General features: G+C 42.4%; 24 protein-coding genes. 12 read left to right on the top strand and 12 right to left on the bottom strand.

Features of this window, described 5'->3' with window-relative positions:
- Window positions 1-450 precede the first annotated feature (450 nt).
- The 3 genes from H5125_RS16780 to H5125_RS16770 all read left to right on the top strand — a co-directional run bounded on the left by H5125_RS16780 (window position 451) and on the right by H5125_RS16770 (window position 2,075).
- Complete coding sequence (locus tag H5125_RS16780) at window positions 451-675, top strand: hypothetical protein (protein ID WP_182744804.1); 225 nt, start codon at window positions 451-453, stop codon at window positions 673-675.
- Window positions 676-708: 33 nt separating this feature from the next.
- Window positions 709-984 (top strand): hypothetical protein, encoded by a 276-nt coding sequence (locus H5125_RS16775; RefSeq protein WP_182744803.1) that lies wholly within the window; start codon window positions 709-711, stop codon window positions 982-984.
- A gap of 128 nt (window positions 985-1,112) precedes the next feature.
- Window positions 1,113-2,075, top strand: a complete 963-nt coding sequence (locus tag H5125_RS16770) for a hypothetical protein (protein ID WP_182744802.1) — start codon at window positions 1,113-1,115, stop codon at window positions 2,073-2,075.
- A 62-nt stretch (window positions 2,076-2,137) separates the two neighbouring features.
- Here the strand turns inward: H5125_RS16770 and H5125_RS16765 are convergent, their stop codons facing one another.
- From H5125_RS16765 to H5125_RS16755, 3 genes are all read right to left on the bottom strand, one after another.
- Window positions 2,138-3,190, bottom strand: coding sequence for a methionine synthase (locus H5125_RS16765; RefSeq protein ID WP_182744801.1), 1,053 nt, complete (start codon window positions 3,188-3,190; stop codon window positions 2,138-2,140).
- A gap of 44 nt (window positions 3,191-3,234) precedes the next feature.
- Entirely contained in the window at window positions 3,235-4,209 is a 975-nt protein-coding gene (locus tag H5125_RS16760) for a DUF1852 domain-containing protein (RefSeq protein WP_182744800.1), read from the bottom strand.
- 493 nt (window positions 4,210-4,702) lie between these two features.
- A complete protein-coding gene (locus H5125_RS16755; protein WP_182744799.1) occupies window positions 4,703-5,359 on the bottom strand; it encodes a protein tyrosine phosphatase family protein in 657 nt (218 codons plus the stop codon).
- A 784-nt stretch (window positions 5,360-6,143) separates the two neighbouring features.
- Here H5125_RS16755 and H5125_RS16750 point away from each other — a divergent pair.
- The gene (locus tag H5125_RS16750) at window positions 6,144-6,593 is read left to right on the top strand and encodes a hypothetical protein (RefSeq protein WP_182744798.1); all 450 of its coding nucleotides are present in this window, start codon (window positions 6,144-6,146) and stop codon (window positions 6,591-6,593) included.
- Window positions 6,594-6,779: 186 nt separating this feature from the next.
- On the top strand, window positions 6,780-7,190 hold the full coding sequence (locus H5125_RS16745) for a hypothetical protein (protein ID WP_182744797.1): 411 nt from the start codon (window positions 6,780-6,782) through the stop codon (window positions 7,188-7,190).
- Between the two features lie 186 nt (window positions 7,191-7,376).
- Here the strand turns inward: H5125_RS16745 and H5125_RS16740 are convergent, their stop codons facing one another.
- The 4 genes from H5125_RS16740 to H5125_RS16725 form a co-directional block, all read right to left on the bottom strand.
- The gene (locus tag H5125_RS16740; protein WP_123776657.1) at window positions 7,377-7,811 is read right to left on the bottom strand and encodes a dCMP deaminase family protein; all 435 of its coding nucleotides are present in this window, start codon (window positions 7,809-7,811) and stop codon (window positions 7,377-7,379) included.
- 237 nt (window positions 7,812-8,048) lie between these two features.
- On the bottom strand, window positions 8,049-9,983 hold the full coding sequence (locus H5125_RS16735) for a radical SAM protein (RefSeq protein ID WP_182744796.1): 1,935 nt from the start codon (window positions 9,981-9,983) through the stop codon (window positions 8,049-8,051).
- Between the two features lie 273 nt (window positions 9,984-10,256).
- Complete coding sequence (gene mtgA / locus H5125_RS16730; RefSeq protein WP_182744795.1) at window positions 10,257-10,937, bottom strand: monofunctional biosynthetic peptidoglycan transglycosylase; 681 nt, start codon at window positions 10,935-10,937, stop codon at window positions 10,257-10,259.
- A gap of 191 nt (window positions 10,938-11,128) precedes the next feature.
- Complete coding sequence (locus H5125_RS16725) at window positions 11,129-11,770, bottom strand: DsbA family protein (protein ID WP_182744794.1); 642 nt, start codon at window positions 11,768-11,770, stop codon at window positions 11,129-11,131.
- A 236-nt stretch (window positions 11,771-12,006) separates the two neighbouring features.
- Here H5125_RS16725 and H5125_RS16720 point away from each other — a divergent pair, with 236 nt between their 5' ends.
- From H5125_RS16720 to H5125_RS16705, 4 genes are all read left to right on the top strand, one after another.
- Window positions 12,007-13,281: a glycerophosphodiester phosphodiesterase family protein gene (locus H5125_RS16720; RefSeq protein ID WP_101085103.1), complete on the top strand. Its 1,275-nt coding sequence runs from the start codon at window positions 12,007-12,009 to the stop codon at window positions 13,279-13,281.
- A 332-nt stretch (window positions 13,282-13,613) separates the two neighbouring features.
- Window positions 13,614-14,567, top strand: coding sequence for a TAXI family TRAP transporter solute-binding subunit (locus tag H5125_RS16715; RefSeq protein WP_011638983.1), 954 nt, complete (start codon window positions 13,614-13,616; stop codon window positions 14,565-14,567).
- A gap of 203 nt (window positions 14,568-14,770) precedes the next feature.
- Window positions 14,771-16,804: a TRAP transporter permease gene (locus H5125_RS16710; RefSeq protein ID WP_162024405.1), complete on the top strand. Its 2,034-nt coding sequence runs from the start codon at window positions 14,771-14,773 to the stop codon at window positions 16,802-16,804.
- Window positions 16,804-17,208, top strand: coding sequence for a DUF1850 domain-containing protein (locus H5125_RS16705; protein WP_182744793.1), 405 nt, complete (start codon window positions 16,804-16,806; stop codon window positions 17,206-17,208). Before H5125_RS16710 ends, H5125_RS16705 begins: the two co-directional genes overlap by 1 nt.
- A gap of 89 nt (window positions 17,209-17,297) precedes the next feature.
- Here the strand turns inward: H5125_RS16705 and H5125_RS16700 are convergent, their stop codons facing one another.
- Window positions 17,298-18,221: a manganese-dependent inorganic pyrophosphatase gene (locus H5125_RS16700; RefSeq protein ID WP_162023940.1), complete on the bottom strand. Its 924-nt coding sequence runs from the start codon at window positions 18,219-18,221 to the stop codon at window positions 17,298-17,300.
- A 372-nt stretch (window positions 18,222-18,593) separates the two neighbouring features.
- Window positions 18,594-19,055 carry a YhcH/YjgK/YiaL family protein gene (locus H5125_RS16695; RefSeq protein ID WP_102036963.1) on the bottom strand — a complete coding sequence of 154 codons (462 nt, stop codon included), beginning with the start codon at window positions 19,053-19,055 and terminating at the stop codon, window positions 18,594-18,596.
- Window positions 19,056-19,160: 105 nt separating this feature from the next.
- On the opposite strand from H5125_RS16695, the gene H5125_RS16690 reads away from it, so the two are divergent.
- From H5125_RS16690 to H5125_RS16680, 3 genes are all read left to right on the top strand, one after another.
- The gene (locus H5125_RS16690; protein ID WP_162023939.1) at window positions 19,161-20,216 is read left to right on the top strand and encodes an alpha/beta hydrolase; all 1,056 of its coding nucleotides are present in this window, start codon (window positions 19,161-19,163) and stop codon (window positions 20,214-20,216) included.
- Window positions 20,217-20,429: 213 nt separating this feature from the next.
- Window positions 20,430-21,008: an LON peptidase substrate-binding domain-containing protein gene (locus H5125_RS16685; protein WP_101085107.1), complete on the top strand. Its 579-nt coding sequence runs from the start codon at window positions 20,430-20,432 to the stop codon at window positions 21,006-21,008.
- Window positions 21,009-21,120: 112 nt separating this feature from the next.
- Window positions 21,121-22,101: a pseudouridine synthase gene (locus H5125_RS16680; protein WP_182744792.1), complete on the top strand. Its 981-nt coding sequence runs from the start codon at window positions 21,121-21,123 to the stop codon at window positions 22,099-22,101.
- Between the two features lie 94 nt (window positions 22,102-22,195).
- Here H5125_RS16680 and H5125_RS16675 read toward each other — a convergent pair whose 3' ends face one another.
- The 3 genes from H5125_RS16675 to H5125_RS16665 all read right to left on the bottom strand — a co-directional run bounded on the left by H5125_RS16675 (window position 22,196) and on the right by H5125_RS16665 (window position 25,843).
- A complete protein-coding gene (locus H5125_RS16675) occupies window positions 22,196-23,590 on the bottom strand; it encodes a tetrathionate reductase family octaheme c-type cytochrome (protein WP_182744791.1) in 1,395 nt (464 codons plus the stop codon).
- A gap of 62 nt (window positions 23,591-23,652) precedes the next feature.
- Complete coding sequence (locus H5125_RS16670) at window positions 23,653-25,365, bottom strand: DUF3373 domain-containing protein (protein WP_162023936.1); 1,713 nt, start codon at window positions 25,363-25,365, stop codon at window positions 23,653-23,655.
- A gap of 148 nt (window positions 25,366-25,513) precedes the next feature.
- Window positions 25,514-25,843: a cytochrome c gene (locus H5125_RS16665; RefSeq protein ID WP_101085111.1), complete on the bottom strand. Its 330-nt coding sequence runs from the start codon at window positions 25,841-25,843 to the stop codon at window positions 25,514-25,516.
- Window positions 25,844-26,188: the final 345 nt, after the last annotated feature.

Here is a 26,188-nt window from a genome sequence, read left to right as displayed (position 1 = left end):
TACCATTGTCGTCTAATACAACAGTACCTCATGGTTCCGACGGGCCGCCCTTGGCCTAATGAACGCTAGCGCAGCATACATGCCAAACTCACGGAATTTTCTCGATGTCCTCAATTCATATGGGTCATGTAAAAAACTAAAACTACTCACCTATGGATTTATTTCAATATTTTTGCTTTTACAATTTTCTATAAATGAAGCTAAATCGAAGAGACAAAATCTCAGGTGCAGATAAGTCAGCGAGTATCAAAAATATGAGTATCGTGGGGAATTAGATAATAACCGTCGTGACATTATTATCGCTATAAAAATCAAGACAACTATGAGCTTGCGCTAGACAATAGAGAATGTATTTCATTCGATAATAAAGGTGGCGGTGTTTAATCAAATTGAAACAATTTCAGGTATGCAAATGTTAAGATCTGAAATCTCATCAAAGGAGAGATTGTTTTGGAAATCAGTCCATTATGGTTGCAAAGTAAAATGAAGATATTATCGTTTTTATTATTTATCTTAACTACCTCATCTTCACAAGTTTTAGCGGATGAGTACTTAGATTTTGGTCTAAATTTATTGGGTGATAAATTTACTGCCTTTGAAATCAAACATGATAAATGTTTAAGTATGTCAAAAATGAATCAATTATCTGAGAACAGTATAGACATTCTGAAGTAGTTACCCATTTCAGCTGGGGAGGCTTTAGGTTATTTGCATCTTAAAGCGATGAGACTTTGTGTTGGAGATGAATACACAGAGTTACTCCAAGTGCTTTTAGACTTAGAATATGAAAATAAGAAAAAACAAAATACTTTTGTCGGTCAAGAAATAGACAAAATAAAATTGTTAATATTTTCTGTTTCAGAATTGAGAGCGCAAAAAAAGTTTGATTCATTACCTGCGAGATACCGAAGTAAACTGCAGTTAGTGAAAGGTATTAATCAACCATTTGATATGACAAATGCATTTGAACGAGCATGGTTATAACAAATCAGTAATCTTTAAAATTTCGATGAATATGAGTTATTCGTTTTTTATCTTTTTAGTAACCATCTCGGATATTGTTGTTAGAATACACCAACTTTTGCCTGCGGCTGCTCGAGTAACTCATCATTATGTTTAATCGTATTTCTGTGTTTTTGTATTTAATCTTAGCTTTATCAACCAGTGCATGTGCTATGCCGATAGGCATGACCCAAGCGGGTAGTATTACCGCCCCGACCATTGACGAAGCCAGTGGTTTGGCGGTATCGCGGCTCAACGACAATATATTGTGGGTACATAACGACAGTGGTGACACCGCAAGGATTTTTGCCATCGATACCCAAGGTCATCAGTTGGCCACAGTCAACATTACAGGTGTTAGGAATACCGATTGGGAAGACATCGCCTCGTTTGTTTATCAAGGTGAGTCGTATTTATTGATCGCCGATGTGGGTGATAACCAAGCTAAACGATCGCAATATCAGTTACATCTGATCAAAGAGCCAGATTTAAGCCAGCTTAATGGTCAAAAAACACTGGCGGCTAAACCCGTTTGGAGCATGACATTCACCTACCCAGATGGTGCACACGATTGTGAATCTGTGGCCGTTGATGTCGCCAAGCAAAAAATACTGTTACTGAGCAAACGCGATAAACTGCCAATATTATTCGAGTTGCCTTTAATCGCTCCGGTTTTAGGGCAAAGCGCTTCAAGCAATTCATCGGTTCAAATTGTTAACAAACAGGCCAAAAGGCTAGGCGAAATCGCGCCATTACCAACAGCCATGCTCGATTACGCCAGTATCTATACCTGGATTGGTTTTGCCGGGAAACCCACAGCCATGGATATATCAGCTGATGGTTTATCGGCGGTGGTATTAACCTACACTCACGCGTTCTATTTTACTCAAACTGAGCCAGGTGATTGGTTAACGTTGTTTGCTACGCCGCCACAAGAGATTTCTCTGCCAGCGATAAAACAAGCTGAAGCCGTGGGTTTCAGCCAAGATGGTAACAGTGTTTTTATCACCTCAGAGATGATCCCAGCACCCTTGTATAAGATGGATTTGAAAGGTTTTCATACTCAACAGTAGGTGATGTGTGCTCGCGCTGCGATTAAATCGCCCTAGATTGAATAAATATTAATCCCTAAGGTTCATAATCCTTGGGCCGATAGCTCTTTTCTAACAATGTCAGCCCCTGCACTTAAGGCATGTAACTTACCTCTTGCTACATGATGAGGTAAGGGCGCCATGCCACAATTGGTGCATGGATAAAGCTTATCGGCATCTACGTACTGAAGTGCTTTTCGGAGGGTATTGGCGACTTCCTCTGGTGTCTCAATCGTATTGCTTGCTACATCTATGGCACCAACCATCACTTTTTTACCTCGAATGAGCTCAAGCAGCTCAATTGGCACATGAGAGTTGTGGCATTCTAGTGAGATAATATCGATATTAGACTGTTGCAGTTTAGGGAACGCTTTTTCATATTGTCGCCACTCTGAGCCCAGTGTTTTTTTCCAATCAGTATTGGCTTTGATGCCATAGCCATAACATATATGCACAGCCGTTTCGCACTTTAGTCCTTCAATGGCTCTTTCTAAACAAGCAATGCCCCAATCATTTACTTCATCAAAAAAAACATTAAATGCTGGCTCATCAAATTGAATAATATCAACACCTGCGGCTTCTAATTCTTTGGCTTCCTGATTAAGAATTTTAGCAAATTCCCACGCTAGCTTTTCACGACTTTTATAATGGTCATCAAAAAGCGTATCAATCATTGTCATGGGACCAGGTAAAGCCCATTTAATGGGTTGCGTGGTTTGCTGACGTAAAAACTTGGCATCTTCAACAAAAACTGATTTTTGGCGACTAACAGGGCCGACAACCGTTGGTACACTGGCATCATAGCGATCACGAATTTTAACGGTTTTACGCTTATTAAAATCAACACCGTTAAGATGTTCAATAAACGTAGTCACAAAATGTTGGCGTGTTTGCTCACCATCACTAACAATATCAATGCCTGCGTGTTGTTGATCTTGTAATGACAAACGTAAAGCGTCTTGTTTGCCCTCAATTAATTCCTCACCTTGTAATTTCCAAGCTGACCAAAGTGTTTCGGGTTCAGCAAGCCAAGAGGGCTTAGGTAAACTGCCTGCAGTTGAAGTGGGTAGTATTCTTTTGTTAATCAATGTTTTCATAATAAGTCATGCCGTATGTTGGGTGTAATGATTAAACGCAGCGATTAAACGTAATTGGCAGACCATTGCTCAAGCACCGTTTGATAGGGTTTGATGAAGTGCTTCTCAGCAAACTTTCCCTGCTCATTAGCCAACTGGCTACGTTCTTCTCGATCATAAACAATTTGCGTTAATGAATGATCCAGGTTCTTCAAATTGGGTTGATAGGACTTTCCAGCAGCGGCATTCGCATTATAAATCTCTGGTCGGTAGATTTTTTGAAAGGTTCCCATGGTGCTGATGGTGCTTATGAGCTCAAGATTAGTGTAATCATTAAGTAGATCGCCAAAGAAATGGAAAGCCAACGGCGCAACACTATTTGGCGGCATAAAATAACGTACCTGTAGCCCCATTTTTTTGAAATATTGCTCAGTCAAAGACGACTCATTTGGCTGGTATTCAACCCCCAATACAGGATGCTGATTTTCAGTTCGATGATAGGTCTTGTTATCTGAAACACTAAGGCAGATAACAGGTGTTTTCTTAAAATTTTGTTTGTAAGCTTTTGAATTAACGAAATACTTAAACAGCTTGCCATGCAGCTCACCAAAGTTATCTGGAGTGCTAAAGTTGGGCTGGTCTTTATTATGAGCCTGCAGTAATACGCTAAAATCATAATCCCGCACATAAGAGGAAAAATTATTTCCTACAATACCTTCAATGCGTTGGTTAGTTTGATGATCAACAATATTCGTTTTCAATATTTCAATCGATGGGAAGGTTTTACCACTGCCTTCAATATCCATATCAACAGAAATGATTTCGAGTTCGACGGAGTAACGATCGCCTTTAGGATTATCCCAATTCGCTAAGGCATTAAAACTGTTATCAATCATCTTTAACGCGTTGCGCAAGTTTGCTTGGCGATAGCTTCCTCTGGCCAAATTAGCAAAGTTGGTGGTGATACGTGTACTGTCTGATGGATGATAATCTTCATCGAGGCGAATGCTCTTAATCGTAAATGTGAAATCTTTATTCATGATGATCTGGTATCCAATTTTGTGATTTAAAAGCTTGAATTTACGTTTTGCTGTTTATCGATATGTTCTATTAGTGCTGATTTTCTTAACAAGTCGCTGTTACAGCTTTGTCTGCTTTGTGCCTGATGGCTTAATTAGGGAGCAGCTGTAATATTGTTTGGCGCTAAAAGCATGAGTAATTTATACGTGGGTCGGGACATGAAGAAAAACGGTTTTATTTCACCTGCAGCATGAGCAATATTCATGATTATAAATAAGCGTTAGTACCTAGAAATTATTTGCGGTGTCGGACGATAATCTTGAATAATATGAGTCTTGAATAATATGAGTCTTGAAGCACAAGGTCATCTAACTTAGTTAGCTAGTGCTTGTTGAAGAGAGCGGAGGTATTATTTGTACTAAAGCCTGCGACAGGTAATTGGTTAGGATGAAAGTGCAGGATTTTATCCTGCACTTTCATTCGGCACTGGCCAAAGGGAGCGCAGTATTTACATTACTGTTGTTTGGTTTGATATTGCTGTTTTGCATCTTCTATCAGTTGTTGCCATTGAGGATATTCAGCAAAGCTTTGTTGTAAGTCGCCCCAAGGTGTTAGTGCTTCAGCCATTGTCGGTGCTTTGTTTTGGCGGGTTTGGTATAAATAATAAAAGGCTGATGCACGATAATTAGCAGCGCAATGCACTAACACGGGGGCGTCGCCATTCTGTTCCATCAGGCTAAAAAATTGCTGTAGATTTTCTTGTGTAGGCTGCTGCCAGTCCACACTAATATTGTGATAGTTCATGCCCAGTTGCGTGACGATCTGCTGCTCATTTGGCAAGGCATTTGGGTTGTCGTTAGGGATAAGGTTTATCACAGTTTTGATACCCGCTTGAGCAAGTTGTTCAAATTGAAGCTCTGTCGGTAAACCCGAGGTAATCACTTGTTGGTTATTAAACTTAACCGCTTTAATGTCACCCAGTTTGCTGGTATCAATGTTTGCCATGCTGCTTGCGCGGTTCATATCAGCACTGTTCATATCAGCACTGTTCATATCGACACTATTCACTTCCGAGCTATTCACACCCGAACTAAATACTCCCGCACTAAAAAAGAAACAACACATTAATATGCTGGTGGACAGTAGGTTATAACGTTGCAGTATATTCATGTGATTCCCTGGGTTAATTTAATACGTGGTTGGTATTGTTAAGCTCAAGTTAACCATACCATTGTTAAGTTTTCATATAAAAATTACAGGTCTAAAGTGACACCTTGCAAAGGCCAAACCCACAGTTGTTCCGGTAATGTTGTTGATCTGGAATTTAGCGCTAAGCCGTCATCCTCGAGTGCTTTTATCGGGGATCCAGCTCTATTTTTTGTATTTATGGCCTGCGGCCACTAAGGTCGTGGCGCTTCGCCCACACCAGACCAAGAGGAAACCAACGGCTGTTCCCTCTTGGATCTCCCTGCCGCCCCGCAACATTTTCAAACAGCGAAAAGGTCGCCATGGGGTCAAGTTTAACTTTGATCGGCATTTGTGTCTGCTTCAGCCTTATTCGAAAATGCTATCGCTTCCGATGGTACATCCTGTACCGCGAAAGCTAGCCAGACATCCATGTCTGGACTCACGTCATTTTCTTCAACGACCTCAATTCATGGAACCCTGAAAATGTTAAACCAAGCATCATAATGAGATTCTGTGATGAATGGTAAAAATCGGCTGAATGACTAAAAAATACATCTTAAAAGGTGTAATTAGAACAATCGATTAGCAGAAATATTGTACAAAAAATCACTACCGCAAAAAAGAAAATTCCGATAGCATGTTATGTTAATAGTTACCGATTAATATGGATGTGGCATCGGCCAAGTTCAACAAGCGATTTATGCTTTGCAAACAGCGCAACGCATAAATACTAAAACGTTATGTGTAAACGGATATCGTCGAGTATATGGATATTTTCAAAGGTATAGATTTCAATGACTTGTTTGTTCTCGGTTGGAGTTCAAATGCAACTGAAATCACATTCAAAATTGAGGCTAGCATTTGGCCTGATTCACCTCATTATCTAAATCCAAAACCTGATGAATATACTTGCTACCGTAAATGTGAAATTCAATTTACGGATTTTACTTCATATTCAGGGCTTTCTGAACAAAGTAGCGTTAACCCAAGCATAGATATAAATGGTTCAATTGATTATGGCAATATAGATTCGTTAATTATAACAAATCAAGGCTTTAAGGTTGTTGGTGAGTTTGGTAACTTAGAAGTTATAAACGGTAAAGTTCAGTTAAAATTTACACATAACAAGTTGCTCAATTTCGTTCCGGCCACAAAAAGCGTGGCCTCCACGGGACTTCCTACGCTGCGCTGCGGCAGCCCATTAGCAATGCGTTAACTGGTTTTTAAAAGGTAGCTTTTTGGCTAAAGCTGTTCCTAATCTTGCCGTTGCAACCAGTTAACAATTTGCTTAAACGGACTAAAAAACAGTTGGTTATAGCTTCGCGATTTTAACCAACCATTTTTATCCGCTCAGGGCGTTAACCATGCCACCCATTATTAAATTTCTGGAGCGAGCTGTATTTTGAGTACTTTTCTAGGCATTTGCTTACTGATACTGCCATTGATCTTTTTTGGCATTTATTCAAATCATGAATTCGATTTATCGCTTTCGGATAACTTAAAAAAATGGAAATGGGGTAAGTATTTTGCCGTTATTCTTGTACTTGTATACGTAGTCTATTTGCTAATGTATGGGCACAGTTACGTTGTCATGGGTGTCGATGAAACAAGCACGTATTTAGAAGATTGGGTGCTGTATTATCTTGTGCCAGGTTTATGCTTAGCGGCAGTAATATATTCCAAACCAGTAGGTTACTTTTTTGGTGATAATAGCTCAGAGTTTGGCTCATCGATTAAAGAAGATGTCGCTTTTATGCTTGGCCTTCTGTGGTTGTTATTTTTTACTTGGCAAATATTCTTAGAAAGCTTGTAAACGACACGAATTAATCATGGCATCCATTGTTAAATTTTTACCTAGCCTTTTAAAGCCAGCTAGTAAAGTGAAGCTAGACTGTTCACCCTTTACTATGATGAAGTGCCACGCAGGCCATAAATGCAAAGAATAAACACTTGGATTCCGGCTCAACCGCATTGCCGGAACGACGGTGAAAAAGTAAGGTTAATCTACCTGCATCCAATCGACTTGAACGCCTGCTTGCTCAAACATATCTTCGCTGACTTTAATCTTATCTCCCCAGCGTGACAGGAAATCTTCGTTGGGTTGCGGGCTATGCACGGCACGTAATCCTGTTTGGATAATCTTGGCGGCGCAGTTTGGGCAGGGGAAGTGGGTTACCCAAATCTCACAGCTACTGAGATCTCGTTTGGCATGGAGAATGGCATTTTCTTCTGCATGGAGCGTTTTTAGCAGTTTCATTTCACGGTTATCGGTTTCAGCGCTATCTGATATTCCGTGAGGATAACCATTAAAGCCTAGCGAGACGATGCGATTGTTTTCGGTGATTACTGCGCCAACTCGGGTGGAAGGGTCTTTACTCCAAGATGCTACGAGCTCGGCCATTTGTAAAAAGCGTGTCGCCCATTTTGTCATCATCTTATTGCCGTTCCTATGCTTTATGTATCACGTTAATTATTATTTCAATTAGGTGCTATTCTCTATGCAGAACAGTGATAAATCAACCTTCAATATTCTAACCTTGGAGCCACTTACTCTTTCTCTTTCTTATATTAAGTAGGGTTATGGTGCGTCTGTATAGCAGAATTAGACTGCCAATTATTTAGGTCGCGTTTACTTATTCTAATAAAATAGCCCGAATCTACTCTTCATTACCTACTCTTCATGACTCAGAATAAAGTTATTAATCGCTTTTGATATCAGGTCTTTCTTCATTGAAGTGCGGGAAACGGGTTCGTTGAACCAGAAACTCATTGGTTGGTCGAAGCCGATACCGTGCATGTAGTTGTAGATTGCTTTACGCAGTCCTTCGCCCAGCATGTCATGATCCGTTCCGGTCGGGTCGGTGAAATCGACATCGTTTTCAGCAAATAAGATCTCTGGGCGTTCAGCAAGGGTGATACCAAATTGCTCTGGATTCATGCCTATCGGGCTGTGGATGGTGGCGACAAAACGGTGCCAATAGGCTGACTGGAAACAACCTAGTTCCATCATCTGACGCACCATTTCTAGCGAGTCTATGGTTTCTTGCTCGGTTTGTGTTGGGAAACCATACATTAAGTAAGCGTGAACCATAATACCGGCATCACTGAATGCTTTGGTTACATGGGCTACGCGCTCAACGCTGACGCCTTTTTTCATCAGTTTAAGTAGACGATCTGACGCTACTTCAAGGCCGCCGCTGACGGCGATACAACCTGAATCTGCCAGTAATTGACAACGATCTGGGCTAAAAGTCCGCTCAAAACGGATATTGCCCCACCAACTGATCACTACGCCGCGTTCAATGAGACGTTTTGCAAACGCAAATAAGGTTTTTGGTGGTAAGGCTTCATCGACAAAATGGAAACCAGTTTGTCCGGTTTCTTCGACAAGCTCTACGATTCGGTCAACCAGCACATCGGCGCCTGCAGTATCGTAGCGGTCGATATAGTCCAGGCTGACGTCGCAGAAGCTGCATTTACGCCAGTAACAACCATGGGCTATGGTCAGTTTGTTCCAACGTCCATCACTCCATATACGGTGCATTGGATTAAGCATTTCACATAAAGACAGGTAGTCACCTAGTGGCAGGCCATCGTAAATTGGGGCGCCAACTTCGCTTTGTGGAATATCGTGCAGCTGTGTGTTTTCATTGAAATGGACATAGGGCTGGCCATTTTCATCTTCTGCGAGAAAATAAGTTCGCACTAAATCGTCTATTTCACGTTTGCCTTCAAAGTATTCCAGCAAAGTGATAAGCGGGCGTTCGCCGTCGTCCAGACAGATAAAGTCAATAAACTCAAATACACGAGGATCTTTTAGTGCGCGCAGCTCGGTATTAACAAACCCGCCGCCGATGACGATAGGAATGTCTGGATTAATGGCTTTACAGGTTTGGGCAATACGTAACGCGCCCAGCATATTGCCGGGAAACGGCACGGTTAATGCGACAACACTTGGTTGGGTGTCTTCCAGATACATCTCGACCAGCTGCTCCAAAATTTCAGAGCTGAAACTCGGTTCACCCATGAGGGTGTCATAGAGGTTGTCAAAACTTGGGTTAGCCGCAGCTAATTTTTCGCCATAACGGCTGACTTCAAAGTAGGGATCAACGCCCTGAGTAATAACGTTCGACAGATCATTAATAAACAGAGTGGCCAAATACTTGGCTTTATCTTGTACGCCTAAATTACCAAAGGCGGCTTGCAACACGTCGCCAGATACCGCTTCCATCTCAGCAATTGCATCAAACGCTGGGCCTTCGGGTAAAAAACGGCGGGTGTTAATGCGCATAGCAAGGCTGGGATCTTTGCCTTGTAAAAAGCGAATGGCAGGTTCTACGGTGAGGTGATAACGCTCAAATTCAGCCAAAAAATTAAAGATGACATCTGGCAGTTCGTCGTCTTCAAAGTGTTCGAAGTTTTCTTCTACGTGCTGACGAATAATCTCCAGCGCAGGCGCTGTCATCATCTCAAGGAAAAGCTCAATCGCAGGATCTCGCTGAACCGCCTCATAGCCTCGTGAGCGTAAAAAACCGGTTAAATACGCTGTTGCTGGATACGGTGTATTCAGCTGGGTCATCGGTGGAGTCATTAGAAGAACGGTCATAGCCTGCCTTGATCGTAAAAGCGGATAAAAATGAGCTCGCATTCTAACAGTAAAAATAGTTCAAATCCTGTTAATTCCGGCTTTCATCTGGCTTGTTAGTAGGTATCATGTTTTCGCCACATGATGACGATTGGAAGAGAATAGTATTTTTTGAATGATATTAAAGGCTAATGGCTTATCAATGATCAATATTTTGATCTTTTAAATATGAAGGGCAGTTCGAGTTGTTATTGCTCTTAACAAAGAGCAATAACAACGGGCAACTGATGACGGTTAATTGGTAAGAATAGGCTTTAAATAGCCAGAGCCAAGTTGGCGCATTTGTTTTTCACCCCAAGCGACTCTTTGGCGCAGGTATGGGGTTAAATTGTTAGGGTTTCGGTTACGCGGACTCGGCAACAACACTGCTAGGCGCGCCGCTTCGTTGTTGGATAAATAGCGGGCCGATTTATTAAAATAGTGCTGGCTAGCCGCTTCTACGCCGTAAATACCTTTACCAAATTCGGCTACGTTTAAGTACACCTCTAAGATACGCTTTTTGCCCCAAATCGCTTCAAGGCTCACGGCCAATATGGCTTCTAACCCTTTGCGAACGAAGCTTCTACCCGGCCAAAGTAATAGGTTTTTGGCGGTTTGCTGGCTGATGGTACTGGCACCACGCAGACCTTGGCCGTCGTCGTACTGGTTAAGGGCTTTAGTTATGGAGGTAAAATCGACCCCGAAGTGCTCTGGAAACAGTTGATCTTCTGCGGCGACTACGGCTAAAGGCATGTGCGCTGGCAGTTCATCAATACTTACCCAGTGCTGACTAACCGGATAATCGCTTTGCAGCATAAATGACGTCGTCGGTGGTGGCACAAATCTAAGCAGCAGTAACAATAGCGCCAGTAATAGCAAAAATCGCCACATGACAAACCATGTCCAACCGAAAAAACCTCGTTTACGATCTGTCATTCACTGCCTCATGTTATGTTTAACAAGCCTGTGTGGGGCGTTGTCGTTTTCGACGTGCAGAGTATAGGATATTGGGCATTAAGGCCAAAGGCTAATCAACGTCGTGCAAACTTTATATCTTAACTGACGTTTACCTCGTGACGGTGCGTAGAGTCATTAAGTCATGCGGTCCTAATGTCCTTATGGGCTAATTAACTCGGTTGGGTTGTTAACAAGATAGTCTGTATGTCTGCCAAGCTGGTTTGCCATTGATGATAATCAAGCCGAATAGGATAGGCATTGTTATCGACCATCAGCACTAATGAGGGAAATCCTTGAATGGGAAGTTGGCGAGCAAAATTGATTTCTTTGAGTAATTTATCTTCTGTTTCATCAGCGCTTAATTGCTCTGTGAACAAGTCTGCGGGGATCCCTAATTGAGTCGCAATCGATACCAAAGTATCAACATCAGATGGATTACGCGCATTAAGGTAATAAGCCTGTTGAATGGCGTTGATCATTTGTTGCTCTAGCCCATATTGGCGAGCAATGATGCTAGCTCTGCATGCTGGATACGTTGAACGCCTTGGTTGGCAATGCTGCCAAAAGTCGTGATTAAACACGGTGCCAAGCTGTTGAGTAATTTTTTGCCAGGTTTGTTGTAACATTTGCTGCATGGGTTGCGGCATGGGTTGGTCGGAGTCGGGCGCTAAACCACCCACTAGATACTGTAGACTCAATTGCTGACCAAACTGCTGTTGTAGTTGAACTTGCAGAGCATCCCATGTGGGGCGATATCCCCAACACCAACTGCACATTGGATCGTGAACATAATAAAGTGTTGTGTTTGCCATTGTGGACCTCATTGTTAGTTGTTTACTCACTATCGTTTATTTGTTTGTCTATTTACCGTTACCGCAGTTAGGGTCATGTTTTATATTATTCAATCGGTCGGTAAAACAGTAGAAACTAAGGTTGTCATATTAATTCGATAATTCAGTCATATTTATTGCGTAAGCTGTTCCTGATGATGAATTTTTCAGCAAACTATTACAACTGACATTACCGCATTACAACATGGAGCAATAAGATGACAAGGAAAAAAAGTGTAACACTGGGTATCATTTCAGTTTTAACCAGTACGTTATGGATTTCGGGGTGTAACAGTAACGACAATAATGACACCACTGCAGAAGTGGATAAAAGTGTTAGCGCTCAAGTAGGCCCTAGGCCGCTATTTTTAGTCGGTCAAATGCAAGACAGTGAGTTAAAAGATCAATTAGCGCAATGTGCTTCAAATTCATTTTACCGTACTGACTTTTCTATTGGTCATCGCGGCGCATCAATGCAATTTCCTGAGCATACCAAAGAAGCTTATCAAGCAGCTATCGATTCGGGCGCAGGTATTGTGGAATGTGACGTGACATTTACAGCAGATAAAGAGTTAGTTTGCCGTCACTCGCAGTGTGATTTAGCCACTACCACCAATATTCTTGCTATCCCGGCCCTAGCCAATAAATGTTCAGTGCCATTTTCACCAGCCGATGCCGTCAATGGCGTGAGTGCAACGGCAACCTGTTGTACCAGCGATATTAGTCTTGCAGAGTTTACAACCTTAAAAGGCAAAATGGACGGCTTTAACCCTAATGCCACCACAGTAGAAGAGTTTATGGATGGCACGCCAAATTGGCGCACCGATTTATATGCCGGTAATGGCACGTTAATGACTCACGCTGAAAGTATTGCCTTATTCAAAGCTGCTGGAGTAAAGATGACTCCCGAGCTTAAGTCGGCCAGTGTCAGCATGCCATATGATGGATTTACCCAACAAGATTACGCCCAAAAAATGCTAGATGAATATGCCGCAGCAGGTGTTGATGCATCGCAAGTGTTTCCACAATCGTTTAATTTAGACGATGTAAAATATTGGATAGCCAACGCACCTGAATTTGCCGATCAAGCGGTATACCTTGATGGCCGTGACGAGCAAGCTGGATTTGATCCGCAAAACAGTGCCACATGGTCACCGAGTATGGACACCTTAGCGGCAGACGGGGTCAAGATTATTGCACCACCTTTATGGATGCTGGTTACCGTAGGAGACAATAACGCGATAGTGCCATCTGAATATGCCAAAGCAGCAAGTGCCGCTGGCTTGAAGATTATTGCTTGGTCATTAGAGCGTTCGGGGCCACTGAGTCAAGGCGGCGGTGGTTGGTATTATCAGAGTATTGCTGACGTGATTGATAACGAAGGTGATACTTTTGAGCTGTTAGATGTACTGGCAAAAGATGTCGGGGTAATAGGGGTGTTTTCTGACTGGCCTGCCACAGTGACATATTATGCTAACTGTATGAATATGTAAGGCTTAATAACATTCCAGCCTTTCATTTCATTAGGGCTTACACCATAGACTAAAAAGGTGCCGACATTGTTGGCACCTTTTTATTTCAATTAACTATACTCGTGGATGGCAGAGTATTTATTGCTCGCTGCCCAGACAGCCCTAAAGCAAGTTGGTGATGAAAAATGCTAATGTTGCTATTGGTGTCGTATCGAAGTAACTGAAATCGCGGAATAAAGGCGATTTATAATGATGTTATTAGCCTTTAGTCTATATAGATTGCACAGGATGTCAGTGGTAGTGTAACGACATAATAATACTCATAACAATATAAAAAATAAGGATATTGCAGGATGAAATTAACCAAACGTTTTTGCATGATTGGCGCAGCTGCAGCGCTATCTATTAGTACGGCTGTTATGGCTGCGCCGACATTTATCAATATTCTCACCGGCGGAACTAGTGGTGTTTACTATCCTATCGGTGTGGCTTTATCTCAACTTTACAGCAATGGCATTGAGGGCTCTAAAACCTCAGTACAAGCGACTAAAGCGTCGGTTGAAAACCTCAATTTATTACAAGCTGGGCGTGGTGAATTAGCGCTTGCACTAGGTGATTCGGTATCGGCTGCATGGGAAGGTGATCAGGAAGCCGGTTTTAAAGCACCGCTTAAAAAATTACGCGTTATTGCGGCAACTTATTCTAACTACATCCAAATTGTCGCCAATAAAGATGCCGGTATTAATAGTCTTGCAGATTTAAAAGGCAAACGTATTTCTGTCGGGGCGCCAAAATCAGGTACTGAGCTAAACGCTCGCGCTATTTTTGCTGCTGCAGGACTCAGTTACGACGACATGGGTAAAGTGGAGTTTTTGCCTTATGCCGAATCTGTTGAGCTGATTAAAAACCGCCAATTGGATGCGACTTTACAATCGTCTGGTTTAGGTATGGCTGCCATTCGTGATTTAGCCGCAACAATGGATATCAACTTTGTGGCTATCCCTGCGGATGTTGTCGCTAAAATTAATAATCCTGCTTATCAAGTTGGGGTGATTACGGCCAATACTTACGAAGGCCAAACAGAAGATGTGAGTACGGTTGCGATACAAAACTTATTGGTAAGCCACAGTAAGGTGTCTGATGAGATTGCTTATCAAATGACTAAGCTGATGTTTGAAAACCTAGACCGTTTAGGTACTGCTCACTCAGCTGCTAAGGCGATCAGTTTAGCCACAGCGGCAAAAGATCTGCCTATTCCACTACACCCAGGTGCAGAACGCTATTACAAAGAAGTGAATGCGCTATAAGTAATAGTCTTAAGTTAACAGCGCTTGTTTGGTAAACCCAGCAAGCGCTTGTTTATTTCTGTCTTTCAACCATATTTGCTAACTTCCGTTTTAGATCAAGAGTGACTGATTGAGTCAACGTCATTGTTAATTGACTCATTTTTCTGAGCTGAGGTTATTAGTTGTAGTAAGTGTCGAGGCATACCATGAGCGATCCAACCCAAATTACCGAACCAGAGCAAGGCTTAAGTGCCGATACTCGCAACTGGCCAAAAGCCTTGTTTGCAGTAGCATTGATTTTTTCTATTTTCCAAATTACCACCGCGGCATTTCATCCAGTTTCGACACAAGTATTGCGCGCCGTACACGTGGGCTTTTTATTATTAGTGGTGTTTATTAGTTATCCAGGTATAGGCAAGAGTCAGCCATGGCAACCTTTGGCATGGATACTCGGTTTAGCGGGTATGGCTACCGCAGTTTATCAATGGGTGTTTGAAGCAGACTTAATTCAACGTTCCGGTGACTTAACCCAAAATGACATGATTATTGGTGTGGTGTTAGTGGCTTTAGTGTTTGAAGCCGCAAGACGAGTGATGGGAATAGCCCTGCCGATTATTTGCGGTATGTTTCTGGCCTATGGTTTGTTTGGTGAGTATTTACCCGGTGAATTGATGCATCGAGGTTATGGTTTCGACCAAATAGTTAACCAGTTGGCCTTTGGTACCGAAGGCTTATACGGCACGCCAACCTATGTGTCCGCGACCTATATTTTCTTGTTTATTCTGTTTGGGGCCTTTTTAGAGCAAGCTGGAATGATCCGCTTATTTACCGACTTTGCTATGGGCTTATTTGGGCATAAAGTGGGTGGGCCTGCAAAAGTGTCGGTGGTATCGTCGGCACTCATGGGCACTATTACCGGTTCGGGGGTTGCCAATGTGGTCACCACTGGCCAATTTACTATTCCGCTAATGAAGCGTTTTGGTTATCGGTCTGCTTTTGCGGGGGGTGTAGAAGCCACATCCAGTATGGGCAGCCAAATTATGCCGCCGATTATGGGCGCCGTAGCCTTTATTATGGCTGAAACCATTAATGTGCAATTTATTGAAATTGCTAAAGCGGCAATGATCCCCGCGGTATTGTATTTTTGTTCGGTGTTCTGGATGGTGCATTTAGAAGCTAAACGCGCCAATTTATCTGGTTTACCTAAAGACCAATGTCCAGATCCGTGGGCAGCAATTAAGTTGCGTTGGTACTTATTAATCCCATTATTTATTTTGATTGGCTTGTTGTTTTCAGGTCGTACACCGCTGTTTTCCGGCATGGTTGGCTTAGCACTGACTGCGATTGTAATTTTAGGTTCGGCCATTATTCTCAATCTATCATCTGCTGCTATGCGGTTTGCTTTTTGGATAGCATTAGGGGTGATATGCGCAGGCTTTTTCCAGTTAGGTATTGGGGTGATGTTTGGCGTTATTGCCATGCTGGTGGTGGTTTGTTGGTTTGTTAAAGGTGGTAAAGAAACTCTCACATTATGTTTGCATGCATTAGTTGAAGGTGCTCGCCATGCTGTACCTGTAGGTATTGCTTGTGCGCTAGTGGGCGTGATTATTGGTGTTGTGTCACTAACCGGTATTGCTTCAACGTTTGCCGGCTATATTCTGGCTGTCGGCCAAGATAACTTATTTTTGTCTTTAGTGCTGACGATGGTGACGTGTTTGGTATTAGGTATGGGGATCCCGACCATTCCTAACTACATTATTACCAGCTCAATTGCCGCGCCAGCGTTACTGGATTTAGGTGTGCCGTTAATTGTGTCACACATGTTTGTGTTTTATTTTGGCATTATGGCAGACCTTACACCGCCAGTTGCCCTAGCGTGTTTCGCCGCGGCGCCAATCGCTAAAGAGAAAGGCTTAAAAATCAGTTTATGGGCCATTCGCATTGCCATTGCTGGGTTTATTATTCCGTTTATGGCGGTGTACGACCCTGCGTTAATGCTCCAAAGTGGTGGTGTGCTAGAAACGGTTTATGTGGTCCTTAAAGCGACGGTGGCTATTGGTATTTGGGGCGTGATATTTACCGGCTACTTATTACAGAACCTTTATTGGTGGGAACGTGTTTTAGGCTTTATTGCTGGTGGCTGTTTGATTATGGCGACACCGCTGAGTGATGAGTTAGGTTTTGGTTTGGCACTGGCGTTTATTTTGCACCACGTATGGCGAGCACGTAAGCTAAAACGTTTAGCGCAGGGCGAATAATGCTAGGGCTATGTTTGGGTTTAGCAGGCACGATTTGGGCTCAAGTGCCTGCTGAACAGATGACATTGTCTTGGACTCACACAATTGAGAAAATTCGTTGGGCCGAAGATTATCGATTAACTAATGAAGGTTTTATTTTAGAACAAGCAAGGGTAAAAGGCAGTGGCGCAGGAATGGAGATTCCTGCCGATGCAGTGTTAAAAGATGGCAGTTGGCACTACAAAGCGCATTTGCCTATTTTGCCAATGCTAAAGTTGGGCCGCACGCCAGAAGCAGGCGATTATCAGTTATGTGTGTTATCGACTCAGGCTGGGCAACAATGCCATTCTATGAGTTATTGGGTGGGTGAGCCTACCACTGAGCAGCCCTCCATTGAGCTATGGGGCTGTGATATACCAAGTTAGTTAATCGACATAATAGATAGGCGTTGAAGCATAAAAAAAGCTGAATCAATTGATTCAGCTTTTTCTTTATTTGAGATGTTTACAACGAGTTACTTTGCAAAGGCATCTTGCAGTGCAGGTACAACTTGTTTTTTACGGCTTAATACGCCGTCTAACCACACGCGACCATCAACGGTAGGTTTACCGTAAGCGCGCTCAGTTAAGTCTGCTGAATCAGAAACAACTAACATTTCTGAACCTTCTTTCATGATATCGGTTAGCAGCAATAATACGCTGTGACGATTGCCTTCAATTTTCAATTTAGCAATATCAGCTTCTAGGTCAGCTTTGATGTCGTCAAATACAGACAAATCGATAACTTCTAATTGGCCAATACCCACTAGGTTACCGTTCATGTTGAAGTCTTTAAAGTCACGCATAACAAGGTCACGCGCTGGCGTGCCTGCAACTGCTGATTTTACTTTAAACATGTCCATGCCGAGTTCTTTAAAGTCTTCTACACCGGCGATTTTAGCTAACGCTTCAACGCAACGGATATCGGCAGTGGTACAGGTAGGTGATTTAAATATTACCGTGTCACTTAAAATAGCGCACATCATGATACCAGCGATGTTTGCTGGAATTTCTACCTGGTAGAAATCGAACATCATTTTAATGACGGTGTTGCTGCAACCTACTGGGCGGATCCAACATTCTAGCGGAGTAGAAGTGGTTAGGTCGCCTAATTTGTGGTGGTCGACAATACCGACGATAGTCGCTTGAGCGATATCATCTGGCGCTTGAGTAATTTCTGAATGGTCAACAATATAGACTTCTTCACCAGCGTAACTGGTTTTATATTCTGGTGCTTCAAAACCAAATTTTTCTAAAATAAATGCGGTTTCTGGTGATAGCTCGCCTAAACGGGCTGCAATTGCCGGTTCATCGATTTGGTTTTTTAAATATGCTAATGCTATAGCACCACAAATTGAATCTGAATCAGGGATCTTGTGACCCACTACATACATTGCCATTGAAAGACTCTCCTATAAAGTTGCCCTGATTTTAACAAGAATTGATCTTCATCGCATTAAAAAATACCACTTCAACGGTTCAACTTACCATATGAGTGTTATCCATGATGATATGCGTGTTTAATTGACAAAAAAAGGCCCCGAGCGGAGAGTCTCGGGGCCTTTTCTATTTTACACAGGGTAAGTGCATATTTGTCTTTAGCTTAGGTATAACAATGATATTGAAGTCTGTTTCAGTGTTCTATTGAGACTATCTCAAGTGCTCTGTCGAGGTGCTTCTTGTGCTCGAATTAACTTTAGCAGACTTCTATCAAATAGCGATGTCTTACTCATAACTCAGTAGTAGGACTGAGCGTTGGTCATGTTTTAAGGTTATACCCGTACCTTTATCACCACTTTGCGGACTTTTTGTGGTGTAGGGCTGGTGCCCGGCATATGGATGTCACCAGGAAAAAACAATGCAAACATGCCGGCTTTTAGCGGAATAAACGCCGCATCATCTTTGTTAGATTCATAGTCGTATTCAGCATAGTCATGCTTGTCAAAATAAGGCTTAGAAGGCGTTTGATTGGCTAACGGTAAATAGCCAAATTCTTCTTCACCGCTAACCACATACTGCACATCAATATACTGTTGATGAACTTCAAAGGGTTCGATCTCTTTAGGCTTAGTTTCATAGTCATTGACGATAACGAAAATGTCTTTGCCTTCAAGCGGATAGTTGCCCACTTCAAGCTGGCTAAAGTCGGTGTCCGCGAGATGAGCTAATGCTTTGGCTAATCTCGGGCTAAGTTGAGTGTATAGGTGGCGATTTGCTAAAGTATCAACAATCATAAAAATTCCGTAAGATAAGAACCATAAAAATATGCTAGCGTGTTAGCGCTAAAGCATACAGTTTTACCAAGATAACAGCATTACAAATATAAGAAGGATTGTACATTGCCTGCATTACGTTTACTTGCTGGACCAACGGCTTACGAACAACTAGAAGCGAATGGCTTAGATCAATCATTATTTACTCAGCTCTTTGCTGCATCAGGCGGGCCTAAGTGGCTGGCGATAGCAGGCTTAGATAAATATTTATTTAGTGAGTTTTTTCAGGGGCGCCAAGATCCTCTTTATACTATGGGCGCATCGTCGGGTGCGTGGCGTTTAGCTTGTATGGCGCAACAAGATCCATTAGCGGCTTATGAACGTTTAGAGCATTTTTATATTCATCAGAATTACGAAAAAAAGCCGACGCGTGAACAAGTCAGTGCCCAAGTATTGCAAATTGTTGATGGCATTTTAGGTGAACAGCAAGGCGCTGATATTATTGCTAATCCGTTAATTCGTCATCATATGGTGGCCTGCCGTGCCCGTCATTTAAATCGCATTCATGCCAAATTTGGCTTAATGATGGGATTATCGATGGCAGCGGTAAGTAATGTCATCAATCGAAAAAGCTTAGGCTGGCACTTCGAGCGGGTTATTTTAAGCCATAAAGACGCCGCATCACCTTTTAGACGTTTGAAAGATTTGCCCACCAAACATGTCGAGTTAACTCAAGACAATATCCGTCATGGATTACTAGCGACAGGATCGATCCCGCTATTGCTCGATCCGGTAAAAGATCTGCAAGGCTCGCCAAAAGGCCATTATTACGATGGAGGCATAACCGATTATCATTTTGATATGCCATTACCCGCTGCGACAGGGTTAAGTTTGTATCCGCACTTTTATCCGTACATGAGCCCAGGCTGGTTTGATAAATCCTTGTTGTGGCGTAAAGCGAAAGCGAATTATCACAATGGATTAATTTTAGCGCCCAGTAAGCAATTTATTGCAAGCTTGCCGTTTAGTAAAATTCCTGACCGTGAAGACTTTAAAAATTTAGATACTGAAAGTCGAATTGCTTATTGGCAGCAAAGCGTGCAACAAAGCCAGGTATTAGCTGACGAGTTTGCTGAGATTGTCGCTTCCGGCACTATTATGGATCGTATTGAGCGTTTATAAGATTCAATAAATTGAATGTTTTTTGTACTTTTTTTGAAAGATAGTCGTATTGATTAAGGTCTATTGGAGTAGGGCGTAGCGAAAACGGGTGGTTATGTCGGTAGTAAGCATTATATTATGCTGCTTAAGTTGTTGAATAATTAACCACTGCTACACTTGTTTCATTGATTTGACTTTGGTTCAGTAACTTCACCTATGGTGTAGGAGGCTGTTATGCAAACAAAAGAAGTAGCATTACTGATTCAAGATGCAGTGCTATTACCCGGTGGACGACTTGAAATTCGAGTTGTGGCACCGAGTGATTTAGCCATGGTTGCCGATGTATTAAAAGGTCACTATGGTTTAGCATTTGCGCCATTGAAAGTGAATAGCGAACTGCCTTGTTATATTGCAGCAACCCAATGCAATATTATTGATTTCAACCAGTTAGATGATGATTCTTTAAGCATCGTTGTTGAGGGAACACAGCGTCTTAAAATTTTATCTGCCGCGCAAAAACGAGATGGTTGTTGGATTGCTCGTGCGCTCCCTTGCGCTAATTGGTGCCATGAGCCCATTGCGGGTGAGTTTGAAATTATCAGCGCCGCACTTGAACAATTTTATCAAGTGAATCCAGATTTACTGGAATTGTATTCACAAACGCATTTAGAAGATGCCGCTTGGGTGAGTCAGCGTTGGTTAGAGGTTTTACCTATGTATAACCGTGATAAGCTGATTTTAGTTGAACAACCTAATTGCCATAAAACCATGGATTTTGTGCTGCAATTACTAAAATCTCACGTGGATGTATAAGCGCAATATTGTGTTATCGGTATCGAGATAATCAAGATACATTTTCGGCCTAGCCTGATAAGATACCTTCTCGTTTGAACCTTACCTTCATCTTTATATAGCCAAGTTGTTTATGCCTAATTCATCAAACTACACTGCGGATCATCCTCAATCCTCTTCCCAAACACCAAGCGCTGCCATTGCCGCTCAGCCTTCGTATATTGTGTTGCCGCGTGCTAATGAATTAGCAGGTAAGCAATACCACACAGTAGTTGAGTTTTTGGTCGATCATTTTAAGCAAATCGATGCCAGTGTGTGGCAGCAACGGATCAAAGATGGCAAAGTTCATTGGCAAAATGGTGAGTTAATTACCGCAGACAGTGTCTATCAAGCCACTGCCAAAGTGTATTATTACCGCGAAGTGCTGGCCGAAACGAAAGTGCCTTTTGCTGAGCAGGTGTTGTATCAAGATCTTGATACCATTGTGGTTTATAAACCGCATTTTTTACCTGTTACCCCAGGCGGAAATTACGTCAATGAATGTTTAGTGCATCGCTTACGTATCGCCACTCAAATAGATACGGTCGCACCGGCGCACAGGCTCGATAAAGATACGGCTGGGGTGATGTTAATGACGCTCAATCCGCAAACACGCCATGCATATCATCAACTATTTTTAGATGACAAGATCACTAAAGATTATCAGGCCATCGCTAAATTAACGCCTAGGTTGGTGAGTGAATTAGCCGATAATACTTGTACGCTTCCTATTCATTGGACTGTTCAAAATCGTATTGTGGCGGCAAATCCAAGCTTTACCATGCAGGTGGTTGAAGGCGAGGCGAATAGTCATTCTGAAATCAGTTTAGTGGCGGTAAAAAATGGTTTTGGCTTATTTGAGTTAAGTCCGATTACCGGTAAAACTCATCAATTACGTGTACATATGCAAAGTTTAGGCATGCCGATTTTACACGACCGCTTTTATCCAGTGCTACAACCTAAAGGGCCGGACAACTTTGATAAACCATTGCAATTGTTGGCTAAACGGTTGCGCTTTACCGATCCAATCAGTGCTATTGAACAAGATTTTCAGTGCCAAGGTTTGGATTTTTAGTTGGTTATTTAGCGAATAAAAAAACCGCCATCGTAAAGTCGATAGCGGTTTTTTTGTATCAGCTTATTGCTGTTGCAGTGAGCTTATCTGAGTATTAGTCAGCTTTAGTATGTTTAATACCTTTACGATTTTTCATTGGGTCGCCATCATAACCAAGGGCTTTCCAGTCTAAACGCTCGCCTTTGTTGTGGCAGTCATTACACTGTAGTGCCTTGTCTTTTGGTGACACCATGTGGTTGATGCGCCACCACATCTCAGTTTCAACAAAACCATGCTGGCCACTGTATTTAAGTCCTTTCTCTATCATGGTTGGGTTAGCTTCCATGCCTAATTTGGCAGCTAAGTCCCAATCAAACTTATCCCAGTAGCCACCTTCACCGTACGTTTTAGGGGTTATTAGAATATTGAGTTTAGTATCATAGATTTGCTTACCCGTGTGCACTTTAAATGGGTAGATTTTAGCTTTAGGGTCGCGAATATCACCTAATGGATAAGCTAATTTAACCGTTTTAGTTGGGTCCATTTTATCGCCAGCCATATACGCATCGGCGCGGCCATTAAACCAGGCATATTGTGGTTTAACGTCTTTTTGCCAAATAAAGCTGCCTTTCTTTTTCATAAAGGTGTGCTTGCCGTATTGGTCTGTTGTTTCAGGAAGATCTTGACCTGCCTGTGACCAATCCCAACGCATTTTGGTGGGTTCATTTTTAGCAAATGATGGTATGTGACAAGTCTGACACGCTACAGTTGCTGTGTGTGTATTGAGCTTTTTATTTTTGTGAGGCGCAGCATCATGGCAATTTACACAACCAATTTTGTTTTCACCACCAGGTGATACGCCCATCGAGTTACCGGTAATTTGATGATTTTCAGTAACGTGACAAGTTTGACACTGGAAGTCATTGCCATCGGTATCCATGTGGACATCGGTCGCTTTGTCTGGATAAGACATTGATGAGTCTAAATCGCCGTGTTTAACCGCATCACCGCCGCCACCGTAAAAGTGGCAACTGCCGCAATTGTCACGCACGGGAGCACCCACATTTTGGGCAACATTGGCTAAATTGACTCTTGCTAAGGCCTCGCCTGCGCCCGCAGGATCTTTAATGTAAGTTCCTGTGGTGTCGTGACAGACTAAGCAATCGACTTTGGTCATGTCTTTAAAGTCGAATGTAGAATCTTTCCAACCATAACCGGCATGACAACTGGTACAACGCGGTTCGTTACCCGATATCGATACACAAAAGTTGTTAATGCTGTTCTTTTTACCACGCATCACTGTGCGGTCAGGTAGTTTTTGCTCTAACTCCCAAGTCCAATGTGAAGATTTCATAAACTCTTCAGCATGTTCTTTATGGCAGGTTAAGCATTGTGTCGTCACTTCAGGGCCATTAGCAAAAGGCCCTTTCAGCGCCTCTTTGTGGTTAAAGGCAGCCTGTGCGCTACTGCTTAATAACAGTAATACAGCCAGTGCTGATAATAGTTTCATGATATTTGTCCTTACCCCTGAGCTTGTGCTCAGGGGGGCCAAGTTAGAAGGTTAAGTTAGCGTTAGAAGTTAACGGTCAGTGAGGCATTGACGTCATAGGCGGTGTCAACAACGGGCAACATTGAGTACGCGCTACCGGCAATCACATCGTCAACCTTCATCGGTGCACCTACTGGTGAGCCACTTCCGGTATATTCATAGTCGTAATACAAACCGGCTAACTTGATAAACATTTTTGGATTAATATCAAAGATATAATAAGCTTCGGCAACGTGGCCGCGAGTGGCTAACTTACTGCCGATTGGGTCGTCTTGTGCTTGGGTGAAGGGACTCCAGTATTTAGAACCGTAGTTATATTCCAAACCGAATTTGCCGTATGGTGCAGGAATTTGCATGCCCACATAAATGCCGTAACCATCTTTGGTGTCGCTATCAACGGTTTCTTTTGGCACCATAATGATTTCAGTTCCAGTGCTGTTCAACTCTGCTTCAAATACTGCATCGCTTAACATGCCACCGAACAAACCAGCATTGCCGTTAGGTTCAGCACGAGTCCATCCTAATGAGGCAAACATTTTCAGGTCGTCATCGGTTTCATAGGCATAACCTAGGCCACCTAAGTACATATCACCAATGACACCGCTTGGTTGTACGCGGGTGACGAAGTTAAAGTTGTCGAATTTTTGCATGTCTTGATACATGGTTGGGGCAAAGATACCCGCCAGTTGAGTAGGGAATGCCATGGTGCCCGTAAAGCCATCATTGACATCTTTAGCACCGAATAAAGTGAACTGTAAGAAATGGTTACCGTCATTAATCACGTCGATATTAAACCCGCCGAGGTGGGTATCTTTAGTGATGATGTCACCAAACAATTCGCCATTGCCGTACTGTGATTCAAAGCCTTGGCCATAGCAAAAACGTACTGTTTGGCCTTCAATACCGGTAATATCACCCAAGTTGTAACCTAAGGTCAGACCATCGAAGTTGAAATTGACTAAGTGACCTGATGGCGTGCCGCCTCTGAGTTCATTTTCACGATAATGATTTGGTGGACCGTACGTTGAAGGGCGACGTCCAATAGAAAGGTAAGTGCCACTACCATTAATGTCTTTCCAATTAAAATAGGCGCGCTCTACTTTTAACTCATCACCACTGGTGCTACCGCTACTGGTGCCGTCCATGGTGAATGAGTTCCATGAGTCGAATACTTTAACTCCAGCAGAGTCTCCCCAGCTCTTAAACATGGTTAAACGTCCTGCAAAGCTGACGTTATCCCACACTTTAGCGTCAATGTTTAGGCGTAAGCGCGTGGTGTAAAATATATCGTTATCAATGTCCTGTTGGGTTTTTTGGCCCAACAGCATTGGCATAACGCCTTGAAGCATACCGCTTTGAAACGCGCTGGCTAAATCAGGGTTTGCCATCATCATTTGGCCTAACGGTGAGGTAGCACTGTTTGGATCGCCAAATACTCCTGACATGGCTTTAGCGCCAAAGTCAGAAAAGTTAACGTTCATGGCTGGGTTCCAAGTGACGTTTTGATAATGTAATGAATGTGCTTTGGTTCTAAAATCACCCGTAATGGCTATTCTGTCTAAGGCTGTGTGACGCTCGGTTTTGTCAACTCGTGAATTTAAGTAATCAAGATCTTCATTAATAGTAGCCAGTTGTTGTTTAAGATCGGCAATCTTTTGTGCATCGGTATCTGCTGCTAGGCTTGCGCCGCTCATAAAGAGCGCGTTAGCCACTAATATTGAGATGAGAGTTCTCATGGTCTTTCTCCCCTTTATTTGCCAAATAACAAGGTCAATTTGGCAAATTTTTTGTGTCAGGATCCCTGAGGCTAAGCCTCACAGTTTTTTCGTTTGGTTTATTGGCTGATGTTTCGTTTAGAACGAAAAGATACTCAGCATTGATGATTTAGCCGCAAGTAGCTGGTTGGTCTGAATCGGCGGCGTGGTCATATAAAAACTGTTGAATATCTTTTATGTCTTTTTCTGATAAGGCTTCAAAAACGGCAGGTTTAGCTTTGTGCTTATCACGAGTAAAGAAACGATCCCATTGGCTCATGGTTTTGGTCATTGGGGTTAATTCAGGACCTTCACTGTTAGCGCTGTGGCAGGCTTTACATTCTTTTTTGTACAGGTGCTTACCTTTTTTAGGATTACCACCATCTGCGGCCATCACTTGGGTGCCAAGTGATAATGCCATAGCAACTGCGATACCAACTTTAATGTAAGTGTTCATCATTTTGTCCTCTGTCGGGCTTATTAGGGTTGTGCATTAACAGCATTTAATTATTTATTTGCTGTAAACAATGTTACCTAAAAGTGAGTAGTGTTAATTTGAAGTAGATCATATCCATGAGAAAAATCTAATTGAAAAAAAGTTAATTGAAAGAAATCTAATGAACTAGTGTGATGTGGATCTATTGCGCCAAGATGAGGATTTTGCTAGAGGAGATAAAAGTGGTTTTTTTGATACTTATTGATGGCGTTTTTAGGTGAGAAATAGACTGCTTGATAAATAGAAGGGGAAGATTTTAATCATTATTAGCGAACAAGCCCATTGATGGCTGGTTTTGTTTACAGGTAC

This window comes from Shewanella sp. SR44-4 (assembly GCF_014163715.1).
Lineage (GTDB): Bacteria > Pseudomonadota > Gammaproteobacteria > Enterobacterales > Shewanellaceae > Shewanella.
Note: the sequence above shows the minus strand (reverse complement) of the source record. Positions and strands in the feature narration are given on the sequence as shown.